The sequence below is a fragment of the Pseudomonas sp. MIACH genome (genome assembly GCF_001269925.1).
Taxonomy (GTDB): domain Bacteria; phylum Pseudomonadota; class Gammaproteobacteria; order Pseudomonadales; family Pseudomonadaceae; genus Aquipseudomonas.
Map to the genome: position 1 here is coordinate 116,611 of NZ_LHVO01000035.1, position 16,202 is coordinate 132,812.

Below are 16,202 nucleotides of genomic sequence, written 5' to 3' on the forward strand. Positions count from 1 at the left end.
AATGTCACCGCAGTAATTTCATGCAATATGTTGCTATCTCACCCCCACCATTGAAACCACTGCTACCCCGCCCCATCTAACCTGCATACTTCCTTATGCAGGTGCCCCATGAGCGACCAGCAAGAATTCCCTGATTACGACCTCAACGATTACGCCGACCCCGAAAACGCTGAAACCCCTTCGTCCAATACCGGCCTGGCCCTGCCTGGGCAAAACCTGCCGGACAAGGTCTACATCATCCCGATCCACAATCGGCCGTTCTTCCCGGCGCAGGTGCTGCCGGTGATCGTCAACGAAGAGCCGTGGGCCGAGACCCTGGAGCTGGTGAGCAAATCCGACCACCACTCCCTCGCCCTGTTCTTCATGGACACGCCGCCGGAAGACCCACGCCATTTCGACACCTCCGCCCTGCCGCTGTACGGCACCCTGGTGAAGGTGCACCACGCCAGCCGCGAGAACGGCAAGCTGCAATTCGTCGCCCAGGGCCTGACCCGCGTGCGGATCAAAACCTGGCTCAAGCACCACCGCCCACCGTACCTGGTGGAAGTCGAATACCCGCACCAGCCCAGCGATCCGACCGACGAGGTCAAGGCCTACGGCATGGCGCTGATCAATGCGATCAAGGAACTGCTGCCGCTCAACCCGCTGTACAGCGAAGAGCTGAAGAACTACCTCAACCGCTTCAGCCCCAACGACCCGTCGCCCCTCACCGACTTCGCCGCCGCCCTCACGTCGGCCACAGGCAATGAGTTGCAGGAAGTGCTGGACTGCGTGCCGATGCTCAAACGCATGGAAAAAGTCCTGCCGATGCTGCGCAAGGAGGTGGAAGTCGCGCGCCTGCAAAAAGAACTCTCCGCCGAGGTGAACCGCAAGATCGGCGAGCACCAGCGCGAGTTCTTCCTCAAGGAACAGCTCAAGGTCATCCAGCAGGAACTGGGCCTGACCAAAGACGATCGCAGCGCCGACGTCGAACAGTTCGAGCAACGCCTGGAAGGCAAGGTGCTGCCGGCCCAGGCGAAAAAACGTATCGATGAAGAACTGAACAAACTGTCGATCCTCGAAACCGGCTCGCCGGAATACGCGGTGACGCGCAATTACCTGGACTGGGCCACCTCGGTGCCATGGGGCGTGTATGGCGAGGACAAACTCGACCTCAAGCACGCGCGCAAGGTGCTGGACAAGCACCATGCCGGCCTGGATGACATCAAGAGCCGCATTCTCGAATTCCTCGCGGTGGGCGCCTATAAAGGCGAAGTCGCCGGCTCCATCGTGCTGCTGGTGGGCCCGCCGGGCGTGGGCAAGACCAGCGTGGGCAAATCCATCGCCGAGTCCCTCGGGCGGCCGTTCTATCGCTTCAGCGTCGGCGGCATGCGCGACGAGGCCGAGATCAAGGGCCATCGCCGCACCTACATCGGCGCCCTGCCGGGCAAGCTGGTGCAGGCGCTTAAAGATGTCGAAGTGATGAACCCGGTGATCATGCTCGACGAGATCGACAAGATGGGCCAGAGCTTCCAGGGCGACCCGGCTTCGGCACTGCTCGAAACCCTCGACCCGGAGCAGAACGTCGAATTCCTCGACCACTACCTCGACCTGCGCCTGGACCTGTCCAAGGTGTTGTTCGTGTGCACCGCCAACACCCTGGACTCGATCCCCGGCCCGCTGCTGGACCGTATGGAAGTGATTCGCCTGTCGGGATATATCACCGAAGAAAAAGTCGCCATCGCCAAACGCCACCTGTGGCCAAAACAGTTGGAAAAAGCCGGCGTTTCGAAAAACAGCCTGAGCATCAGCGACGGCGCCCTGCGCGCACTGATCGACGGTTATGCCCGCGAAGCTGGGGTACGCCAGTTGGAGAAACAGCTGGGTAAACTGGTGCGCAAGGCGGTGGTCAAGCTGCTGGATGCACCGAACTCGGTGATCAAGATCGGCAACAAGGACCTGGAAAGCTCCCTCGGCATGCCGGTGTTCCGCAACGAACAGGTGTTGTCGGGTACCGGTGTAATCACCGGCCTGGCCTGGACCAGCATGGGTGGCGCTACGCTGCCAATCGAGGCGACACGCATCCACACCCTCAATCGCGGCTTCAAGCTCACCGGGCAGTTGGGTGAGGTGATGAAAGAGTCCGCCGAAATCGCCTACAGCTACATCAGCTCAAACCTGAAGTCGTTTGGCGGCGACCCGAAGTTCTTCGACGAAGCCTTCGTGCACTTGCACGTACCGGAAGGCGCCACGCCGAAGGACGGCCCGAGCGCTGGGGTGACCATGGCCAGTGCGCTGCTGTCCCTGGCGCGCAATCAAGCGCCGAAAAAAGGCGTGGCCATGACCGGCGAACTGACGTTGACCGGGCATGTACTGCCGATTGGCGGCGTGCGTGAGAAAGTGATTGCGGCGCGGCGCCAGAAGATCCACGAACTGATTCTGCCGGAGCCGAACCGTGGCAGTTTTGAAGAGTTGCCGGAGTACCTGAAGGAAGGCATGACGGTGCACTTTGCCAAGCGCTTTGCGGATGTGGCGAAGGTGCTTTTCTGATATTTCACTAGCCCGAGTGGGCTCCTGTGGCGAGCAGGCTTGCCCTGCGTTGGGCTGCGCAGCAGCCCCAAAACTAACGACCCCATTCTTCCAGAAAGAATGGGGTCTTTTTAAAAGGGTCTGCTGCGCAGCCCAACGCAGGGCAAGCCTGCTCGCCACAACAAGCCGGCTCGCCACGAGGGGCACTCTGCGGTCCTCTTGTCACACCTTGTCTCATCTTCGGTTATGCTCGGTCTTCGTCGCCAAACAACGGAGCCCCCATGACCGCTGCCCGCCTGCTTCTCCCCCTGAGCCTTTGCCTGCTCGCCGCCTGCGCCAGTGCGCCGAAGCAAAACGTCACCGTGGAAGAACAGGGCGCTTGCCCGCTGCAACTCAAAACCGGGCAAAACCTGATCCTCACCCTGCCAAGCAACCCCACGACCGGCTACCGCTGGGCCATCCAGGATTCCGCCGGTGGCGTGTTGCGTGCGCTGAGCCCCGAGGTCTACAGCAGTTCGGAATCCGGCGTGATCGGTGGCGGTGGCCAGTCCACCTGGCGCTTCCAGGCGTTCGCGGCCGGCCAGGGTCGTTTGCGCCTGACCTCTCAGCAACCCTGGGAACCGGAAGCCGAGCCCGCCGAGACCTTCGACTGCGCCATTACGGTGAACTGATATGCCATGGCTGATTCTTGCATTGATGGGCGCAGGCACCTTTATCTACGGCCTGAGCACCGGTGCCACGTTGCTGTGTCTGCTGGTCAAGCCGCTGCCGGTGCTGGCGCTGCTGGGCTGGCTGCATGATGCGCCGCCTACCGACTATCGACGCTGGATCAGCCTGGGGCTGATTTTTTCCCTGGTCGGCGATGTATTGCTCGCCTGGCCGGGCGACCTGTTTATCTTCGGCCTCGGCGCCTTCCTGTTTGCGCACCTGGCCTATCTCAAGGCCTATTTCAGTGACTGCCGCCGTTTGGCGCTGTTGCCGTTGGTGTTGGCGCTGGGCGTGGGCGCGGTCCTGCTGAGCATCCTGATCTCCCATGGCCTCGGTGAACTGCTGATACCGGTGGTGGTTTACGCGACGGTGATCAGCGCCATGCTCTGGCGCGCGCTGGCACGCCTGGGCAGCGAGGTGCCGAAACGCTCGGCGCTGCTGGCGGCGGCGGGTGCGGTGTCGTTTGTGTTTTCCGACACGCTGATCGGCATCAATCGGTTTGTGCTGTCGTTCGAGGCCGCGCCGTATTTGTTGATCACAACTTACTGGCTCGGCCAATGGGGAATCACGGCCTCGGCTTTCCATCAGACAACCCGCGCACATGAGGGCCAACTTGGCTAAAATGCCGGCCTTTCCCCCTCGTCGCCGGAACAACCGTGAGCAAAGAACCCGATCGCCTATTCGCCCAGCCCCTGCCCCAGGTGCCGGACTTCGCCTTTAACGAGGACGTGGTGCGGGTGTTCCCGGACATGATCAAGCGCTCGGTGCCCGGTTACCCGACGATTGTCGAAAACCTCGGCGTGCTCGCGGCGCAATTTGCCCAACCGAACAGCGTGCTCTACGACCTGGGTTCGTCCCTGGGTGCGGTGACCCAGGCCTTGCGTCGCCATGTGCGCACGGACGGTTGCCGAGTGATCGCTGTGGATAACTCGGTGGCCATGGTCGAGCGCTGCCGCGAATACCTCAATGGCCAGGACTCGATGTTCCAGGAGCTGCTGCCGGTCGAGGTGATCGAGGGCGATATCCTCGCGTTGCAGTTCCAACCGGCCTCGGTGGTGGCGTTGAACTTCACCCTGCAATTTATCGCCCCGGATGAGCGCCTGGCATTGCTCGGGCGTATCCGCCAGTCATTGCTGCCCGGCGGTGCATTGATCCTCTCGGAAAAGCTGCGCTTCAACGACCTTGAAGAACATGCGCTGCTCACCGACCTGCATATCGCGTTCAAACGCGCCAACGGCTACAGCGAACTGGAAATCGCCCAGAAGCGCAGCGCCATCGAAAATGTCATGAAGCCCGACAGCCTCGAAGAACACCGCGAACGCCTGCTGGCGGCCGGGTTCTCGAAAGTCGTGCCGTGGTTCCAGTGTCTTAACTTTGCCTCGTTGATTGCCTTGCCATGATTGATCTGTCCCCCCTCGCCCGCCATCTGGTCGGCACTCCCCTGGCCGTCTGGGCCCAAGGCCTGCAAGCGCAGCTCGATAGCAAGATGGAAAAGGGTCATGGCGACCTGGAGCGTTGGCAGAGTGCCCTGGACGCGCTGCCAAAGATCCAGCCCAGTGAAGTCGACTTGCTCAATGGCCTGGTGCTGGACACCGATTGCGACGACGCCACCCGCGCGCAAATGCACACCGCGCTGATGGGCTTGAGCCCATGGCGCAAGGGCCCGTTCCACCTGTTCGGCGTGCACGTGGACACCGAATGGCGCTCGGACTGGAAGTGGTCGCGTGTGGCCCCGCACCTGGACCTGAAGGGCAAGCGCATTCTCGATGTCGGTTGCGGCAACGGTTACTACATGTGGCGCATGCTCGGCGCCGGGGCCGACAGCGTGATTGGCGTCGACCCGAATTGGCTGTTCTTCTGCCAGTTCCAAGCCGTACAGCGTTACCTGTCCGAACCCAAGGCCTGGCACCTGCCGTTCCCGTTTGAAGACCTGCCGGCGAACCTGGAAGGCTTCGACACCGTGTTTTCCATGGGTGTGTTCTATCACCGCCGCTCGCCGATCGAACATCTGCTGGCGCTGAAGGACACCCTGGTCAAGGGCGGCGAACTGGTCCTGGAAACCCTGGTGGTCGAAGGCGACCAGCAACAGGTGCTGGTGCCGGAAGACCGTTATGCGCAGATGCGTAACGTGTGGTTTCTGCCCTCGGTGCCGGCGTTGATGCTGTGGCTGCGCCGTGCCGGGTTCAGTGATGTGAGGTGCGTGGATGTGAGCGTGACTACGGTGGAGGAACAGCGCGGGACGGCGTGGATGAAGTATCAGTCCCTCAGCGACTTCCTCGATCCGGAAGATCACAGCAAGACGATTGAAGGGCTGCCGGCACCGATGCGGGCGGTCATCATCGCTAAAAAGTAACCGCTAATCTCCCTGAAACAACAGAGATACAAATGTGGGAGGGGGGCAAGCCCCCTCCCACATTTGCTCATCAGTGTTCTTTAGAGCGGGGGCTTGGCTCGACGGGCCTTGAAGAATTCGCTCAACACCGTGCCGCACTCCTCGGCCAGCACGCCGCCTTCAAACAACACCCGATGATTCAGAAAGCCCTGGGTAAAAAACTGCCCCTGGCTTTGCACAATCCCCGCCTTTGGCTCCAACGCGCCATACACCACCCGTGCAATCCGCGAATGCACGATCAGGCCGGCGCACATGCTGCACGGTTCCAGGGTCACGTACAGCGTACTGCCCGGCAGGCGGTAGTTGCTGACAGCCTGCGCGGCGGCGCGGATGGCGACCATTTCGGCGTGGGCACTGGGGTCATTGCCACTGATCGGGCAGTTGAAGCCACGGCCGATGATCTCACCGTCCTGCACCAGCACCGCGCCTACCGGCACTTCGCCCAGCGCCGCGCCTTGGGCGGCAAGGGCCAGGGCTTCGCGCATGAAATCCTGGTCGCGGCTGCGGTCGATGATCGCCGTGGGGCGAAACTGGCGCATCACGCCACCTCGATGGCGGCCATCAGGCCGGTTTCCATATGGTCGATCACGTGGCAGTGGAACATCCACACCCCCGGGTTATCCGCCACCAAGGCCACGCGAGCGCGTTCATTCTTGCCCAGCAGGTAAGTGTCGGTGAAGTACGGGATCACCTTGTGGCGGTTCGAGGCGATCACCTTGAAACTCATGCCGTGCAGGTGGATCGGGTGTTGGTACTGGGTCATGTTCTTCAATTCGAAAATGTAGCTCTTGCCCTTTTCCAGCTTGGCAATCGGGCGGTCGGCGCAGGTCTTGTCGGTGATGTCCCAGGCCTGGCCGTTGATCTGCCACAGGCTCGGCGGCTTGCCGTTATCGACGTTGACCGAGACCGAGCCGACCCATTCGAAATTGAAGTTGAGTTTCTCCGCATTGGCCAGGTCCGGCTCGGCAATCGGGTTGGCGGGCAATGCCGGTGGCCATTGGGTTGGTGCATCGGTGTTGGCGACTGAGCGGAAAGTGCCCAGGCGCACCGGGCCGTTGCGGATCGACAGTTCCTCGCCCGCCGGCGGTGCCTTGATCGCCAGGCAGATACGCATGCCCGGGCCCAGCCAGTATTCCTTGCCCAGCGGGCGCGGTTCGACAGGGTTGCCGTCAAGGGCGTAGATCTGCGCTTCGACGTCGGGGATGTTGATGCGATAGGTCAGGGTGTTGTCGAGGTTGAGCAGGCGCACGCGGGTGATCTGCCCGGCGGGCAAGTCGATCACCGCCTGGGAGACGCCATTGATCGTCGACAGGCGCCCGGCCGTACCGCCCCGCGCGGCTTCACGGGGAATGCTGAAGGCGACAAAGGCGCCCTCTTCGTCCACGTGCCAGCTCTTCAGGCTGAGGGTGCGTTCGTGTTTGAACCCGGTGGGTTCGCGCTCTTCAATGATCAGCGGGCCGACCAGGCCTCGGCCGAGTTCTTCGCTGCTGTTCACATGGGGGTGATACCAGTAGCTGCCGGCGTCGGGCACGCGGAATTTGTAGTCGAAGTATTCGCCGGGCAACACCGGCAATTGCGAGACGTAGGGCACGCCGTCCATTTCCAGCGGCAGGCGGATGCCGTGCCAGTGGATGGTGGTGGCGACCGGCAGGTGGTTGATAAAGCGCACGCGCAGCCATTCACCCTGGCGCACGCGCAACTCGGTGCCCGGCGCCGACGGGCCAAAGGCCCAGGCTTCGGTCTTGTGCCCCGGCACCAGTTCCACATCGAGCGGCGCGGCGATCAGTTCATAATCGTGCCCCGCTTCGGCTTCGGCGACTTTCCCCAGCCAGTAGCGGTAGGCGCCACCGGCACCGACGCCCACTACGGCCAGGCCTGCAAGACCACCTAGGATTTGTCGACGGGAAAAGGATCGGGACACAACAACCTCACGTATCTGCCGCAGGCACAGGGCCTGCAAAGGGCAGATACGATACACCTGCATTGGCTAAACAGTAAGGCTTCGCATTGCCGCGGATCGGCGGTCAGCGCTTGGCGGCGGCCAGGATCAGGGCTTTCATCTCGGCAACCGCGCCTTTGAAACCGACGAACAGCGCATGAGCCACCAGCGCATGGCCGATGTTCAGCTCGTTGATGCCCTTGATCGCAGCCACCGCTTCGACGTTGTGGTAGTGCAGGCCGTGGCCGGCGTTGACGATCAGGCCTTCAGTGAGGCCGCAGTTCACACCGTCAATGATGCGCTGCAGTTCATCCGCCACTTCGGTCGGTGTGGTGGCGTCGGCGTAACGGCCGGTGTGCAGTTCAATGGCCGGCGCGCCGACACGGCGGGACGCTTCGATCTGGCGCTCGTCGGCGTCGATGAACAGCGAGACTTCGCTGCCGATCTTCGACAGACGCTCCACGGCGGCCTTGATCCGCGCCTCCTGGCCGGCCACGTCGAGGCCGCCTTCGGTGGTCAGTTCCTGGCGGGTTTCCGGGACCAGGCAGATGTGCGCCGGGCGAATGCGCTCGGCGAAGGCCATCATTTCTTCGGTGACGCCCATCTCGAAGTTCATGCGGGTTTGCAGCACGTCCTTGAGCAGCAGCACATCGCGCTCCTGGATGTGGCGGCGGTCTTCGCGCAGGTGCACGGTGATGCCGTCGGCGCCCGCTTCTTCGGCGTCCAGCGCGGCCTTGACCGGGTCAGGGTAACGGGTGCCCCGGGCCTGGCGCAGGGTAGCGACGTGGTCGATGTTGACGCCAAGAAGAATGCGATTGCTGGTGGTCACGGAAGCGCTCCTGAAAAGGGGAAAGAAACGCTGCACAGCATACACGGGGATGTCAGGGCTTTCGAAACAACTCGCGACTGACCAGCGGCCGTCCACCCAAGTGCACGGCCAGGGCCTGGCGCATCAAGCGCTTGGCGGCGGACAAGGCGCCCGGTGCAGTCCAGTCGGCTTCACTCATGGCCAGCAACTCGGTGCCCTGGAACAGGCCCGGTTGCAGCAGGTACACACGCTCCAGGCCTGCATCCACCTGCAGGCGGTACATGCCGTCGGCGGCGATGGGCTCGCCATGCAGGTCATTGTTCAGTTCGAAGCCGTAGCCCAGGTCGTCGAGCAGGCGCCATTCGAAGGCGCGCAGCAGCGGCTCCAGGGGGCGGCCTTCTGCCAGGGCCAGCAACGTGGCGGCGTAGTGATCGAAGACAGCCGGGTGCGGGTCTTCGGCGGGCAGCAGGCGGATCAGCAGCTCATTGAGGTAGAGCCCACTGAACAGCGCATCGCCATTGAGCCAGGCGGACGTGCCGACGCTTTCCAGGCGGCCGACGTTCTTCAACTCGCCCTTGCCGCGAAACTCCACGTCCAACGCCACGAAGGGCCGGGCCAGTGTCCCCGCCTTGCCCCGCGCGCTACGCAACACCGCGCGCAGGCGGCCTTGGGGCGTGAGGAAATCCACCAACGCGCTGGTCTCGCGGTAGGCGCGGCTGTGCAGGACGTAGGCGAGTCGGCTCGGAGGTGGGGATTGGGACATGGGGTCTCTATCTTGAAAACAACACAAACCTAATGTGGGAGGGGGCTTGCTCCCGATAGCGGTGGTTCAGTCACTTATCTATTAACTGACCCACCGCTATCGGGAGCAAGCCCCCTCCCACATTTTTGCCCTGCGGTGTCTTTACAGGTCGCCGTAGCCGAGGGAGCGCAGTGCACGCTCATCGTCAGACCAGCCGCCTTTAACCTTCACCCACAGGTTGAGCATGATCTTGGAATCGAACAGCAATTCCATGTCCTTGCGCGCTTCGGTGCCGATGCGCTTGATGCGCTCGCCCTTGTCGCCAATGATGATTTTCTTCTGGCCATCACGTTCGACGAGGATCAGCGCATGGATATGCAGGGTCTTGCCCTGCTGCTTGAACTCTTCGATTTCGACGGTGATCTGGTACGGCAGCTCGGCGCCCATCTGGCGCATGATTTTCTCGCGCACCAGTTCGGCGGCGAGGAAACGGCTGCTGCGGTCGGTGATCTGGTCTTCCGGGAAGAAGTGCTCGTTCTCCGGCAGGTAGCCGGCGATCACGCGCTCCAGGGCGTCGAGGTTGTGACCGTGCTGGGCCGAGATCGGCATGATCTGGGCGTTCGGCAGTTGCTCCTGTAACCAGCTCAGGTGCGGCATCAGCTCGGCTTTGTCTTCGATGCGGTCGGTCTTGTTCAGCGCGACGATCAACGGGCCGGTGACGTACTGCACACGCTCCAGCACCATCTGGTCTTCGTCGGTCCATTTGGTGCGGTCGACCACGAAGATCACCACGTCGACGTCTTTCAACGCTGCCGAGGCGGTCTTGTTCATGTAGCGGTTAAGGGCTTTCTCGCCGCCTTTGTGCATGCCTGGGGTGTCGACGTAGACCGCTTGCACGTTGCCTTCGGTCTTGATGCCCAGCATGTTGTGGCGGGTGGTCTGCGGCTTGCGCGAGGTGATTGCAAGCTTCTGGCCGAGGATGTGGTTCAGCAGCGTCGACTTGCCCACGTTCGGGCGGCCGACGATGGCAACATAGCCACAGCGTGTTGCGGTTGAATCAGTCATGGCCATTCTCCACGCCCAGGGCAATCAGTGCTGCAGCGGCCGCTACCTGTTCGGCAATACGACGGCTCACACCCTGACCTCGGCTTTTTTCATTCAGTAAGGTGATTTCACATTCCACGAAGAACACGCGGCAATGGGGCTCACCCTGGATATCCACCACTTCGTAGCGTGGCAGGTCACAACCGCGCGACTGCAGGAATTCCTGCAGGCGGGTCTTCGGATCTTTGTTGGTGTCGACCAGCGTGAGGCTTTCGATCTCGGAGGTCAGCCAGGCGGTGACGCGCTCCTTGGCTGCTTCCATGCCGGCATCGAGGTAGATCGCACCGATCAACGCTTCAAGCGCATCGGCCAGGATCGACTCACGGCGAAAACCGCCGCTCTTCAACTCACCGGAACCCAACCGCAGGTACTCGCCCAGGCCAAAGCCACGGGCCAGCACGGCCAGGGTCTCGCCTTTTACCAGGCGTGCGCGCAGGCGTGACAACTGGCCTTCACGGGCTTGGGGGAAACGCTCGAACAGCGCTTCACCGGCGACAAAATTGAGGATGGCATCACCGAGGAATTCCAGGCGTTCGTTATTACGCCCTGCAAAGCTGCGGTGTGTGAGGGCAAGGACCATCAATTCCTGATCCTTGAAGGTGTAGCCGAGCTGGCGCTCGAGACGACTTAGAGAAACGGTCACGGTTTACCCATATCTGTGTGGTGGCACCGGCGGCCATCGACGATTGACGCAGTGTTCAAATTCAAATCCTGGTTGGTATTGCATGGGGACGGAAAATGTCCAAGCCCCAGAAAAGCAGTCGGCGCTGTGTTCACAGCGCCGCTTGTATTACTTGATCAGCCCGACCCGCGAGAAGTTCGGCAGGTGGCTGAGCTTGGGTTCCGGCCAGCTCATCCAGACCGCGAAGGCCTTGCCGACGATATTCTGGTCGGGAACCATGCCCAGCAGATCCTTGGGAATGCTCGGGTCATCCCAGTAGCGGCTGTCGTTGGAGTTGTCGCGGTTGTCGCCCATCATGAAGTAGTGCCCGGCCGGCACTTTCCACTCGCCATCAGGCATGGCGCGGTAGCGGCTCATTTCCTTGCGGATTTCGTGCTCTACCGCCCCGAGTTTTTCCTGGTACAGCTCGGCGCTGCCCAGGCTGTTCGGTTCGGAACCGATCAACTTCTCGGCCACCGACTCGCCATTGATGAACAGGCGCTTGTCGCTGGTGTAGCGAATCACGTCGCCCGGCAGGCCTACCACACGCTTGATGTAGTTGACGTTCGGGTCGCTCGGGTAGCGGAACACCATCACATCGCCGCGCTGCGGATCACCGACTTCAATGACCTTCTTATCGATCACCGGCAGGCGAATCCCGTAGGAGAACTTGTTCACCAGGATGAAGTCGCCCACGTCCAGGGTAGGTTTCATCGAACCCGACGGGATCTGAAACGGTTCTACCAGGAACGAGCGCAAGACCAGCACGATGAACAACACCGGAAAGAACGACTTGCCGTATTCAACCAGCAAGGGCTCTTTGTTCAGCTTCTCGATCACCACGCCATCAGGCTGGCTGACGCTGCCCTGATAGGCCGCGATAGCCGCCCGCCGACGCGGGGCGAAGAACACCAGATCGAGCAACGCCAGGAGACCGCAAACGGCAACGGCGATGACCAGCAACAGCGGGAAATTTAGCGACATAGGACCTAACTATCCAACCTGAGCACCGCAAGGAAGGCTTCTTGTGGAATTTCCACGTTACCCACTTGCTTCATGCGTTTTTTACCGGCCTTTTGCTTCTCAAGCAGCTTGCGCTTACGGCTTACGTCACCGCCGTAGCATTTGGCCAGTACGTTCTTTCTGAGAGCCTTGACGGAGGTCCGCGCAATGATCTGCCCGCCAATGGCGGCCTGGATCGCGACGTCGAACATCTGGCGCGGAATCAGTTCTTTCATCTTCTCGGTCAGTTGGCGACCTTTGTAGTGCGCGTTGTCCTTGTGCACGATCAGTGCCAGGGCATCGACCTTATCGCCGTTGATCAGCACATCCAGCTTGACCAGATTAGCCGATTGGTAACGGTCGAAATGATAATCCAACGAAGCATAGCCGCGACTGGTGGATTTGAGACGGTCGAAGAAGTCCAGGACCACTTCGTTCATCGGCAAATCGTAGGTCACTTGCACCTGGGTACCGAGGAACAGCATGTCGTGCTGCACGCCACGCTTTTCGATACACAGGGTAATGACGTTGCCCAGGTGTTCCTGCGGCACAAGGATATTGGCCCGCACGATCGGTTCGCGCATGTCTTCGATGGAAGACAGGTCTGGGAGCTTGGACGGGTTGTCGACGTAAATCGTTTCACCGTTTTTGAGCAGCAGCTCAAAAATAACCGTTGGCGCCGTGGTGATCAGGTCCAGATCGTATTCGCGCTCCAGGCGCTCCTGGATGATCTCCATGTGCAGCATGCCGAGGAAGCCGCAGCGGAAGCCGAAGCCCAGGGCGTCGGAGCTTTCCGGGGTGTACTGCAACGACGAGTCGTTGAGGGTCAGCTTTTGCAGGGCTTCGCGGAAGTCTTCGAAGTCGTCGGAGCTGACCGGGAACAGGCCGGCGTAGACCTGCGGCTGGATACGCTTGAAGCCCGGCAGCACGTCGACGTCAGGGGTGGAGCTCAAGGTCAGGGTGTCACCGACCGGCGCACCGTGGATGTCCTTGATACCGGCGATGATGAAGCCTACTTCGCCGGCTTTCAGATCAGTGGTCGCGGTGTGCTTGGGGTTGAATACGCCGACGCTGTCCACCAGGTGGATCTTGCCGGTGGACTTGACCAGGATCTTGTCGCCCTTCTTCACACGGCCGTGGCGCACGCGTACCAGGGAGACAACCCCCAGGTAGTTGTCGAACCAGGAGTCGATGATCAACGCTTGCAGCGGATCTTCGTAGTTGCCGGTGGGGGCTGGAATGGTCTTGACCAGGCGTTCGAGCACTTCGTCGACGCCCAGGCCGGTCTTGGCGCTGCACTCGACGGCGTCGGTGGCGTCAATGCCGATGATTTTTTCGATTTCTTCTTTTACGCGGTCTGGATCGGCCTGCGGCAGGTCGATCTTGTTCAGCACCGGCATGACTTCCAGGCCTTGCTCGATGGCGGTGTAGCAGTTGGCCACGGACTGGGCTTCAACGCCCTGGCCCGCGTCCACCACCAGCAGCGCACCTTCGCAGGCCGCCAGGGAGCGGCTGACTTCGTAGGTGAAGTCAACGTGGCCCGGGGTGTCAATGAAGTTCAACTGGTACTTGATACCGTCTTTGGCGGTGTAGTACAGGGTAACGCTGTGGGCCTTGATGGTGATCCCGCGCTCGCGTTCGAGGTCCATGGAGTCCAGCACCTGGGCTTCCATTTCACGCTCGGCAAGGCCGCCGCACATCTGGATGAATCGATCGGCCAGCGTCGACTTACCATGGTCAATGTGGGCGATGATGGAGAAATTGCGGATATGACTCAAATCACTCACGGATCAACACTCAAAAAGGCTGCAGGCAGATTGCCCGCTGAAAAATAGCCGGGAATTGTACCTGATGCTCAGGCCAGACGTCATCTTTGCTGACCAGAACAAAAATGCCCCACTCATTCGAGCGGGGCATTTTTTTGCGCATAAGTACGGTATCAGCCGGCTCGGCGCAGCAGCCAGAACCCAGCCAGGGCACAGATGGCCGTCGGCACCAGCACTGCAAACAGTGGCGAGAACCCGAACACCAGGCTCGACGGGCCGAGCAGATCCTGGGCGATACGGAAGGTGAACCCTACCAGCACGCCGGTAAATACCCGCTGGCCGAGGGTCACGGAGCGCAACGGACCGAAGATGAACGAGATCGCCATCAGCACCAGTGCGGCGGTCACCACCGGCTGCAACACCTTGACCCAAAATGCCAGCCAGTAACGACCGTTATTCAAACCCTGGTCCTTCAGGTAGTGGATATAGCCCCACAGCCCGGAGATCGGCAGGCTTTCGGGGATCATCACTACCGTATTGAGCAGTTCCGGCTTGAGGGCGATGTCCCACTCTTCACTTGGCACATTGATCACTTCGGTGCTGGCCTTGGTGCCTTGGCCGACATTGCGGAAGTGGGTGGTGGTGATGTCGGTCAGTTGCCACTTTTCGTCGCTGTACTGCGCGCGTTTGGCGAAGCTGGACGACAGCATGTGACGTTCCTTATCGAACGTGTAGCGCGTCACACCGATCAACAACCCGCCCGGTTGCACGGCGTTGATATGGATGAACTCATCACCCTGACGGTGCCACAGGCCATGCTTGGCGCTTTGTGCATCGCCCGACCCTTGGGCCAGGGCGCGATTGGCCTGGGCAGTGCTTTCGGCCGGCGGCGCGACGTATTCACCGATCAGCACGCTGCACAGCATCAGCAGCAACATCGGCTTCATGACCGCCCAGACGATACGACCGATGGAGACACCAGCAGCACGCATGATGGTCAGTTCGCTGTTGCTGGCCAGGCTGCCCAGGCCGATCAGGCAACCAATCAGCGCGGCCATCGGCATCATGTCGTAGAGACGACGCGGCGCGGTCAGCGCCACGTAGCTCAGCACGTCCCACACGGTATAGGTGTCGCTGACGTTGCCGACCTCATCGATGAAGGCGAACAACGAGGCCAGGCCCAGGATGATGCCCAGTACCGCCAGGATGGCGATCAGGACGCTGCTACCGATATAACGATCGAGCTTACCCACGAGCCAACTCCTTCTGGCCACGACGGCTCATCATTTTCAAACGAATAGGCTCCCAATAAAGCAGCCCCAGGCCAATCACCAGGAACATCCCGTGCACCCACCACAGGCCGAGGACCGGCGACAACTTGCCTTTTTCCAGGGAGCCACGGGCGGAAATCAGGATGGTGAGGTAAGCCATGTACAGCAGGATCGCCGGCAACAGCTTGAGGAAACGGCCCTGGCGCGGGTTGACGCGCGACAGCGGCACGGCCATCAGGGTCACGATAAACACCAGCAACGGCAGGGAAATCCGCCATTGCAGCTCGGCGATGGAACGCAGTTCCTTGCTACCGAGCAGGTCCGTCGTGGGGATGGCGTCGCGGTCGGTGACTTCGTCGCTGATGTCCGGGCGGGCCAGCATCACGCCATAGGTGTCGTACTTGATCGCACGATAGTCCGCCATGCCTGGGCTGCCATCGTACCGATAGCCATTTTCCAGAATCAGGTAGCGGCTGCCGTCAGGGCGCACTTCCTGGCGACCCGAATCCGCCACCAGCACGGAAATGCCACGGTCTTTCTTGTCTTGGCCAAAACGTTTTTCGGAGATGAACACACCGCCCAGGTTGGCGCGGTCGTCGGTCAGGGTTTCGGTGTAGGTCACCCGCGAGCCGTCATTGAGCGCCTGGAAACGCCCAGGTTCGAGGGTGTCGAATTCAGTCATCGCGTCCTGCTTGTTCAGCACCAGCTGAAATTGCATGGCGCCCTGCGGAGCCAGGCTCAGGCTCAGCCAGGCCACGATCAGCGCAACGCCGGCCGCTGGAATCATGGTCATGCCCAGCAGACGCTGCTGGCTCATGCCGGTGGCCGAGAGCACGGTCATTTCACTTTCAAGGTACAAGCGCCCGTATGCCAGCAGGATCCCAAGGAACAGGCCCAGCGGCAGGATCAGTTGCAAAAACCCTGGCAGGCGAAAGCCCATGATCAGGAACAACGAGCCTGGGTCCAGGGCGCCAGAGGCAGCCTGGGCCAGGTATTTGACGAAACGACCACTCATGATGATGACCAGCAGGACCGCACTCACGGCACTCAGGGTCAACAGGACTTCGCGGGACAGATAACGGAAGACGATCAAACCAGACACTCCAGGGTTGTCAGGCTAAGGCGGCCAAACAAGCAAGCATACCGAGTCAGCCCATTTACACCGGGCCAGCTAAAAAGATTGCGCATTATCCTGTGATTGACCGCGCCTGTCACTGCGCAACCTCACGCACACCTACAAAGCGTGCGCCAAGGGTTGTCAGGCTCCGTCGGCGAGGTTCAAACTGCGGCCTTTGTCGCTG

At 61.1% G+C, this 16,202-nt stretch carries 15 protein-coding genes; 5 read left to right on the forward strand and 10 right to left on the reverse strand.

Going from position 1 to position 16,202, the window contains the following annotated elements:
• The first annotated feature begins 108 nt into the window (after positions 1 to 108).
• The 5 genes from lon to cmoB all read left to right on the forward strand — a co-directional run bounded on the left by lon (position 109) and on the right by cmoB (position 5,569).
• Positions 109 to 2,529, forward strand: coding sequence for an endopeptidase La (gene lon, locus AD670_RS15095; protein ID WP_053133679.1), 2,421 nt, complete (start codon positions 109 to 111; stop codon positions 2,527 to 2,529).
• A gap of 260 nt (positions 2,530 to 2,789) precedes the next feature.
• The gene (locus tag AD670_RS15100) at positions 2,790 to 3,179 is read left to right on the forward strand and encodes a protease inhibitor I42 family protein (RefSeq protein ID WP_053133682.1); all 390 of its coding nucleotides are present in this window, start codon (positions 2,790 to 2,792) and stop codon (positions 3,177 to 3,179) included.
• 1 nt (position 3,180) lies between these two features.
• The gene (locus tag AD670_RS15105) at positions 3,181 to 3,837 is read left to right on the forward strand and encodes a lysoplasmalogenase (protein WP_053133685.1); all 657 of its coding nucleotides are present in this window, start codon (positions 3,181 to 3,183) and stop codon (positions 3,835 to 3,837) included.
• 35 nt (positions 3,838 to 3,872) lie between these two features.
• Entirely contained in the window at positions 3,873 to 4,616 is a 744-nt protein-coding gene (cmoA, locus tag AD670_RS15110; protein ID WP_053133688.1) for a carboxy-S-adenosyl-L-methionine synthase CmoA, read from the forward strand.
• On the forward strand, positions 4,613 to 5,569 hold the full coding sequence (cmoB, locus tag AD670_RS15115) for a tRNA 5-methoxyuridine(34)/uridine 5-oxyacetic acid(34) synthase CmoB (protein WP_053133691.1): 957 nt from the start codon (positions 4,613 to 4,615) through the stop codon (positions 5,567 to 5,569). Before cmoA ends, cmoB begins: the two co-directional genes overlap by 4 nt.
• Positions 5,570 to 5,649: 80 nt before the next feature.
• On the opposite strand, the gene tadA is transcribed toward cmoB, so the two are convergent.
• The 10 genes from tadA to lptF form a co-directional block, all read right to left on the reverse strand.
• Positions 5,650 to 6,147: a tRNA adenosine(34) deaminase TadA gene (tadA, locus tag AD670_RS15120; protein ID WP_053133694.1), complete on the reverse strand. Its 498-nt coding sequence runs from the start codon at positions 6,145 to 6,147 to the stop codon at positions 5,650 to 5,652.
• Complete coding sequence (locus AD670_RS15125) at positions 6,147 to 7,529, reverse strand: multicopper oxidase family protein (protein ID WP_053133778.1); 1,383 nt, start codon at positions 7,527 to 7,529, stop codon at positions 6,147 to 6,149. The genes tadA and AD670_RS15125 overlap by 1 nt, the downstream gene beginning before the upstream one ends.
• A gap of 103 nt (positions 7,530 to 7,632) precedes the next feature.
• Positions 7,633 to 8,376 carry a pyridoxine 5'-phosphate synthase gene (gene pdxJ, locus AD670_RS15130; protein WP_053133697.1) on the reverse strand — a complete coding sequence of 248 codons (744 nt, stop codon included), beginning with the start codon at positions 8,374 to 8,376 and terminating at the stop codon, positions 7,633 to 7,635.
• A 52-nt stretch (positions 8,377 to 8,428) separates the two neighbouring features.
• Positions 8,429 to 9,118 carry a DNA repair protein RecO gene (gene recO, locus AD670_RS15135; protein WP_053133701.1) on the reverse strand — a complete coding sequence of 230 codons (690 nt, stop codon included), beginning with the start codon at positions 9,116 to 9,118 and terminating at the stop codon, positions 8,429 to 8,431.
• 141 nt (positions 9,119 to 9,259) lie between these two features.
• Complete coding sequence (era, locus tag AD670_RS15140; protein WP_010564067.1) at positions 9,260 to 10,162, reverse strand: GTPase Era; 903 nt, start codon at positions 10,160 to 10,162, stop codon at positions 9,260 to 9,262.
• On the reverse strand, positions 10,155 to 10,844 hold the full coding sequence (gene rnc / locus AD670_RS15145; RefSeq protein ID WP_027604662.1) for a ribonuclease III: 690 nt from the start codon (positions 10,842 to 10,844) through the stop codon (positions 10,155 to 10,157). The genes era and rnc overlap by 8 nt, the downstream gene beginning before the upstream one ends.
• Positions 10,845 to 10,991: 147 nt before the next feature.
• Positions 10,992 to 11,846 (reverse strand): signal peptidase I, encoded by an 855-nt coding sequence (gene lepB / locus AD670_RS15150; protein WP_053133703.1) that lies wholly within the window; start codon positions 11,844 to 11,846, stop codon positions 10,992 to 10,994.
• Between the two features lie 5 nt (positions 11,847 to 11,851).
• Complete coding sequence (gene lepA / locus AD670_RS15155) at positions 11,852 to 13,651, reverse strand: translation elongation factor 4 (RefSeq protein ID WP_027604664.1); 1,800 nt, start codon at positions 13,649 to 13,651, stop codon at positions 11,852 to 11,854.
• A 152-nt stretch (positions 13,652 to 13,803) separates the two neighbouring features.
• Complete coding sequence (gene lptG / locus AD670_RS15160) at positions 13,804 to 14,883, reverse strand: LPS export ABC transporter permease LptG (protein WP_053133706.1); 1,080 nt, start codon at positions 14,881 to 14,883, stop codon at positions 13,804 to 13,806.
• Positions 14,876 to 15,994 carry an LPS export ABC transporter permease LptF gene (gene lptF, locus AD670_RS15165; RefSeq protein ID WP_053133709.1) on the reverse strand — a complete coding sequence of 373 codons (1,119 nt, stop codon included), beginning with the start codon at positions 15,992 to 15,994 and terminating at the stop codon, positions 14,876 to 14,878. The genes lptG and lptF overlap by 8 nt, the downstream gene beginning before the upstream one ends.
• Positions 15,995 to 16,202 lie beyond the last annotated feature (208 nt).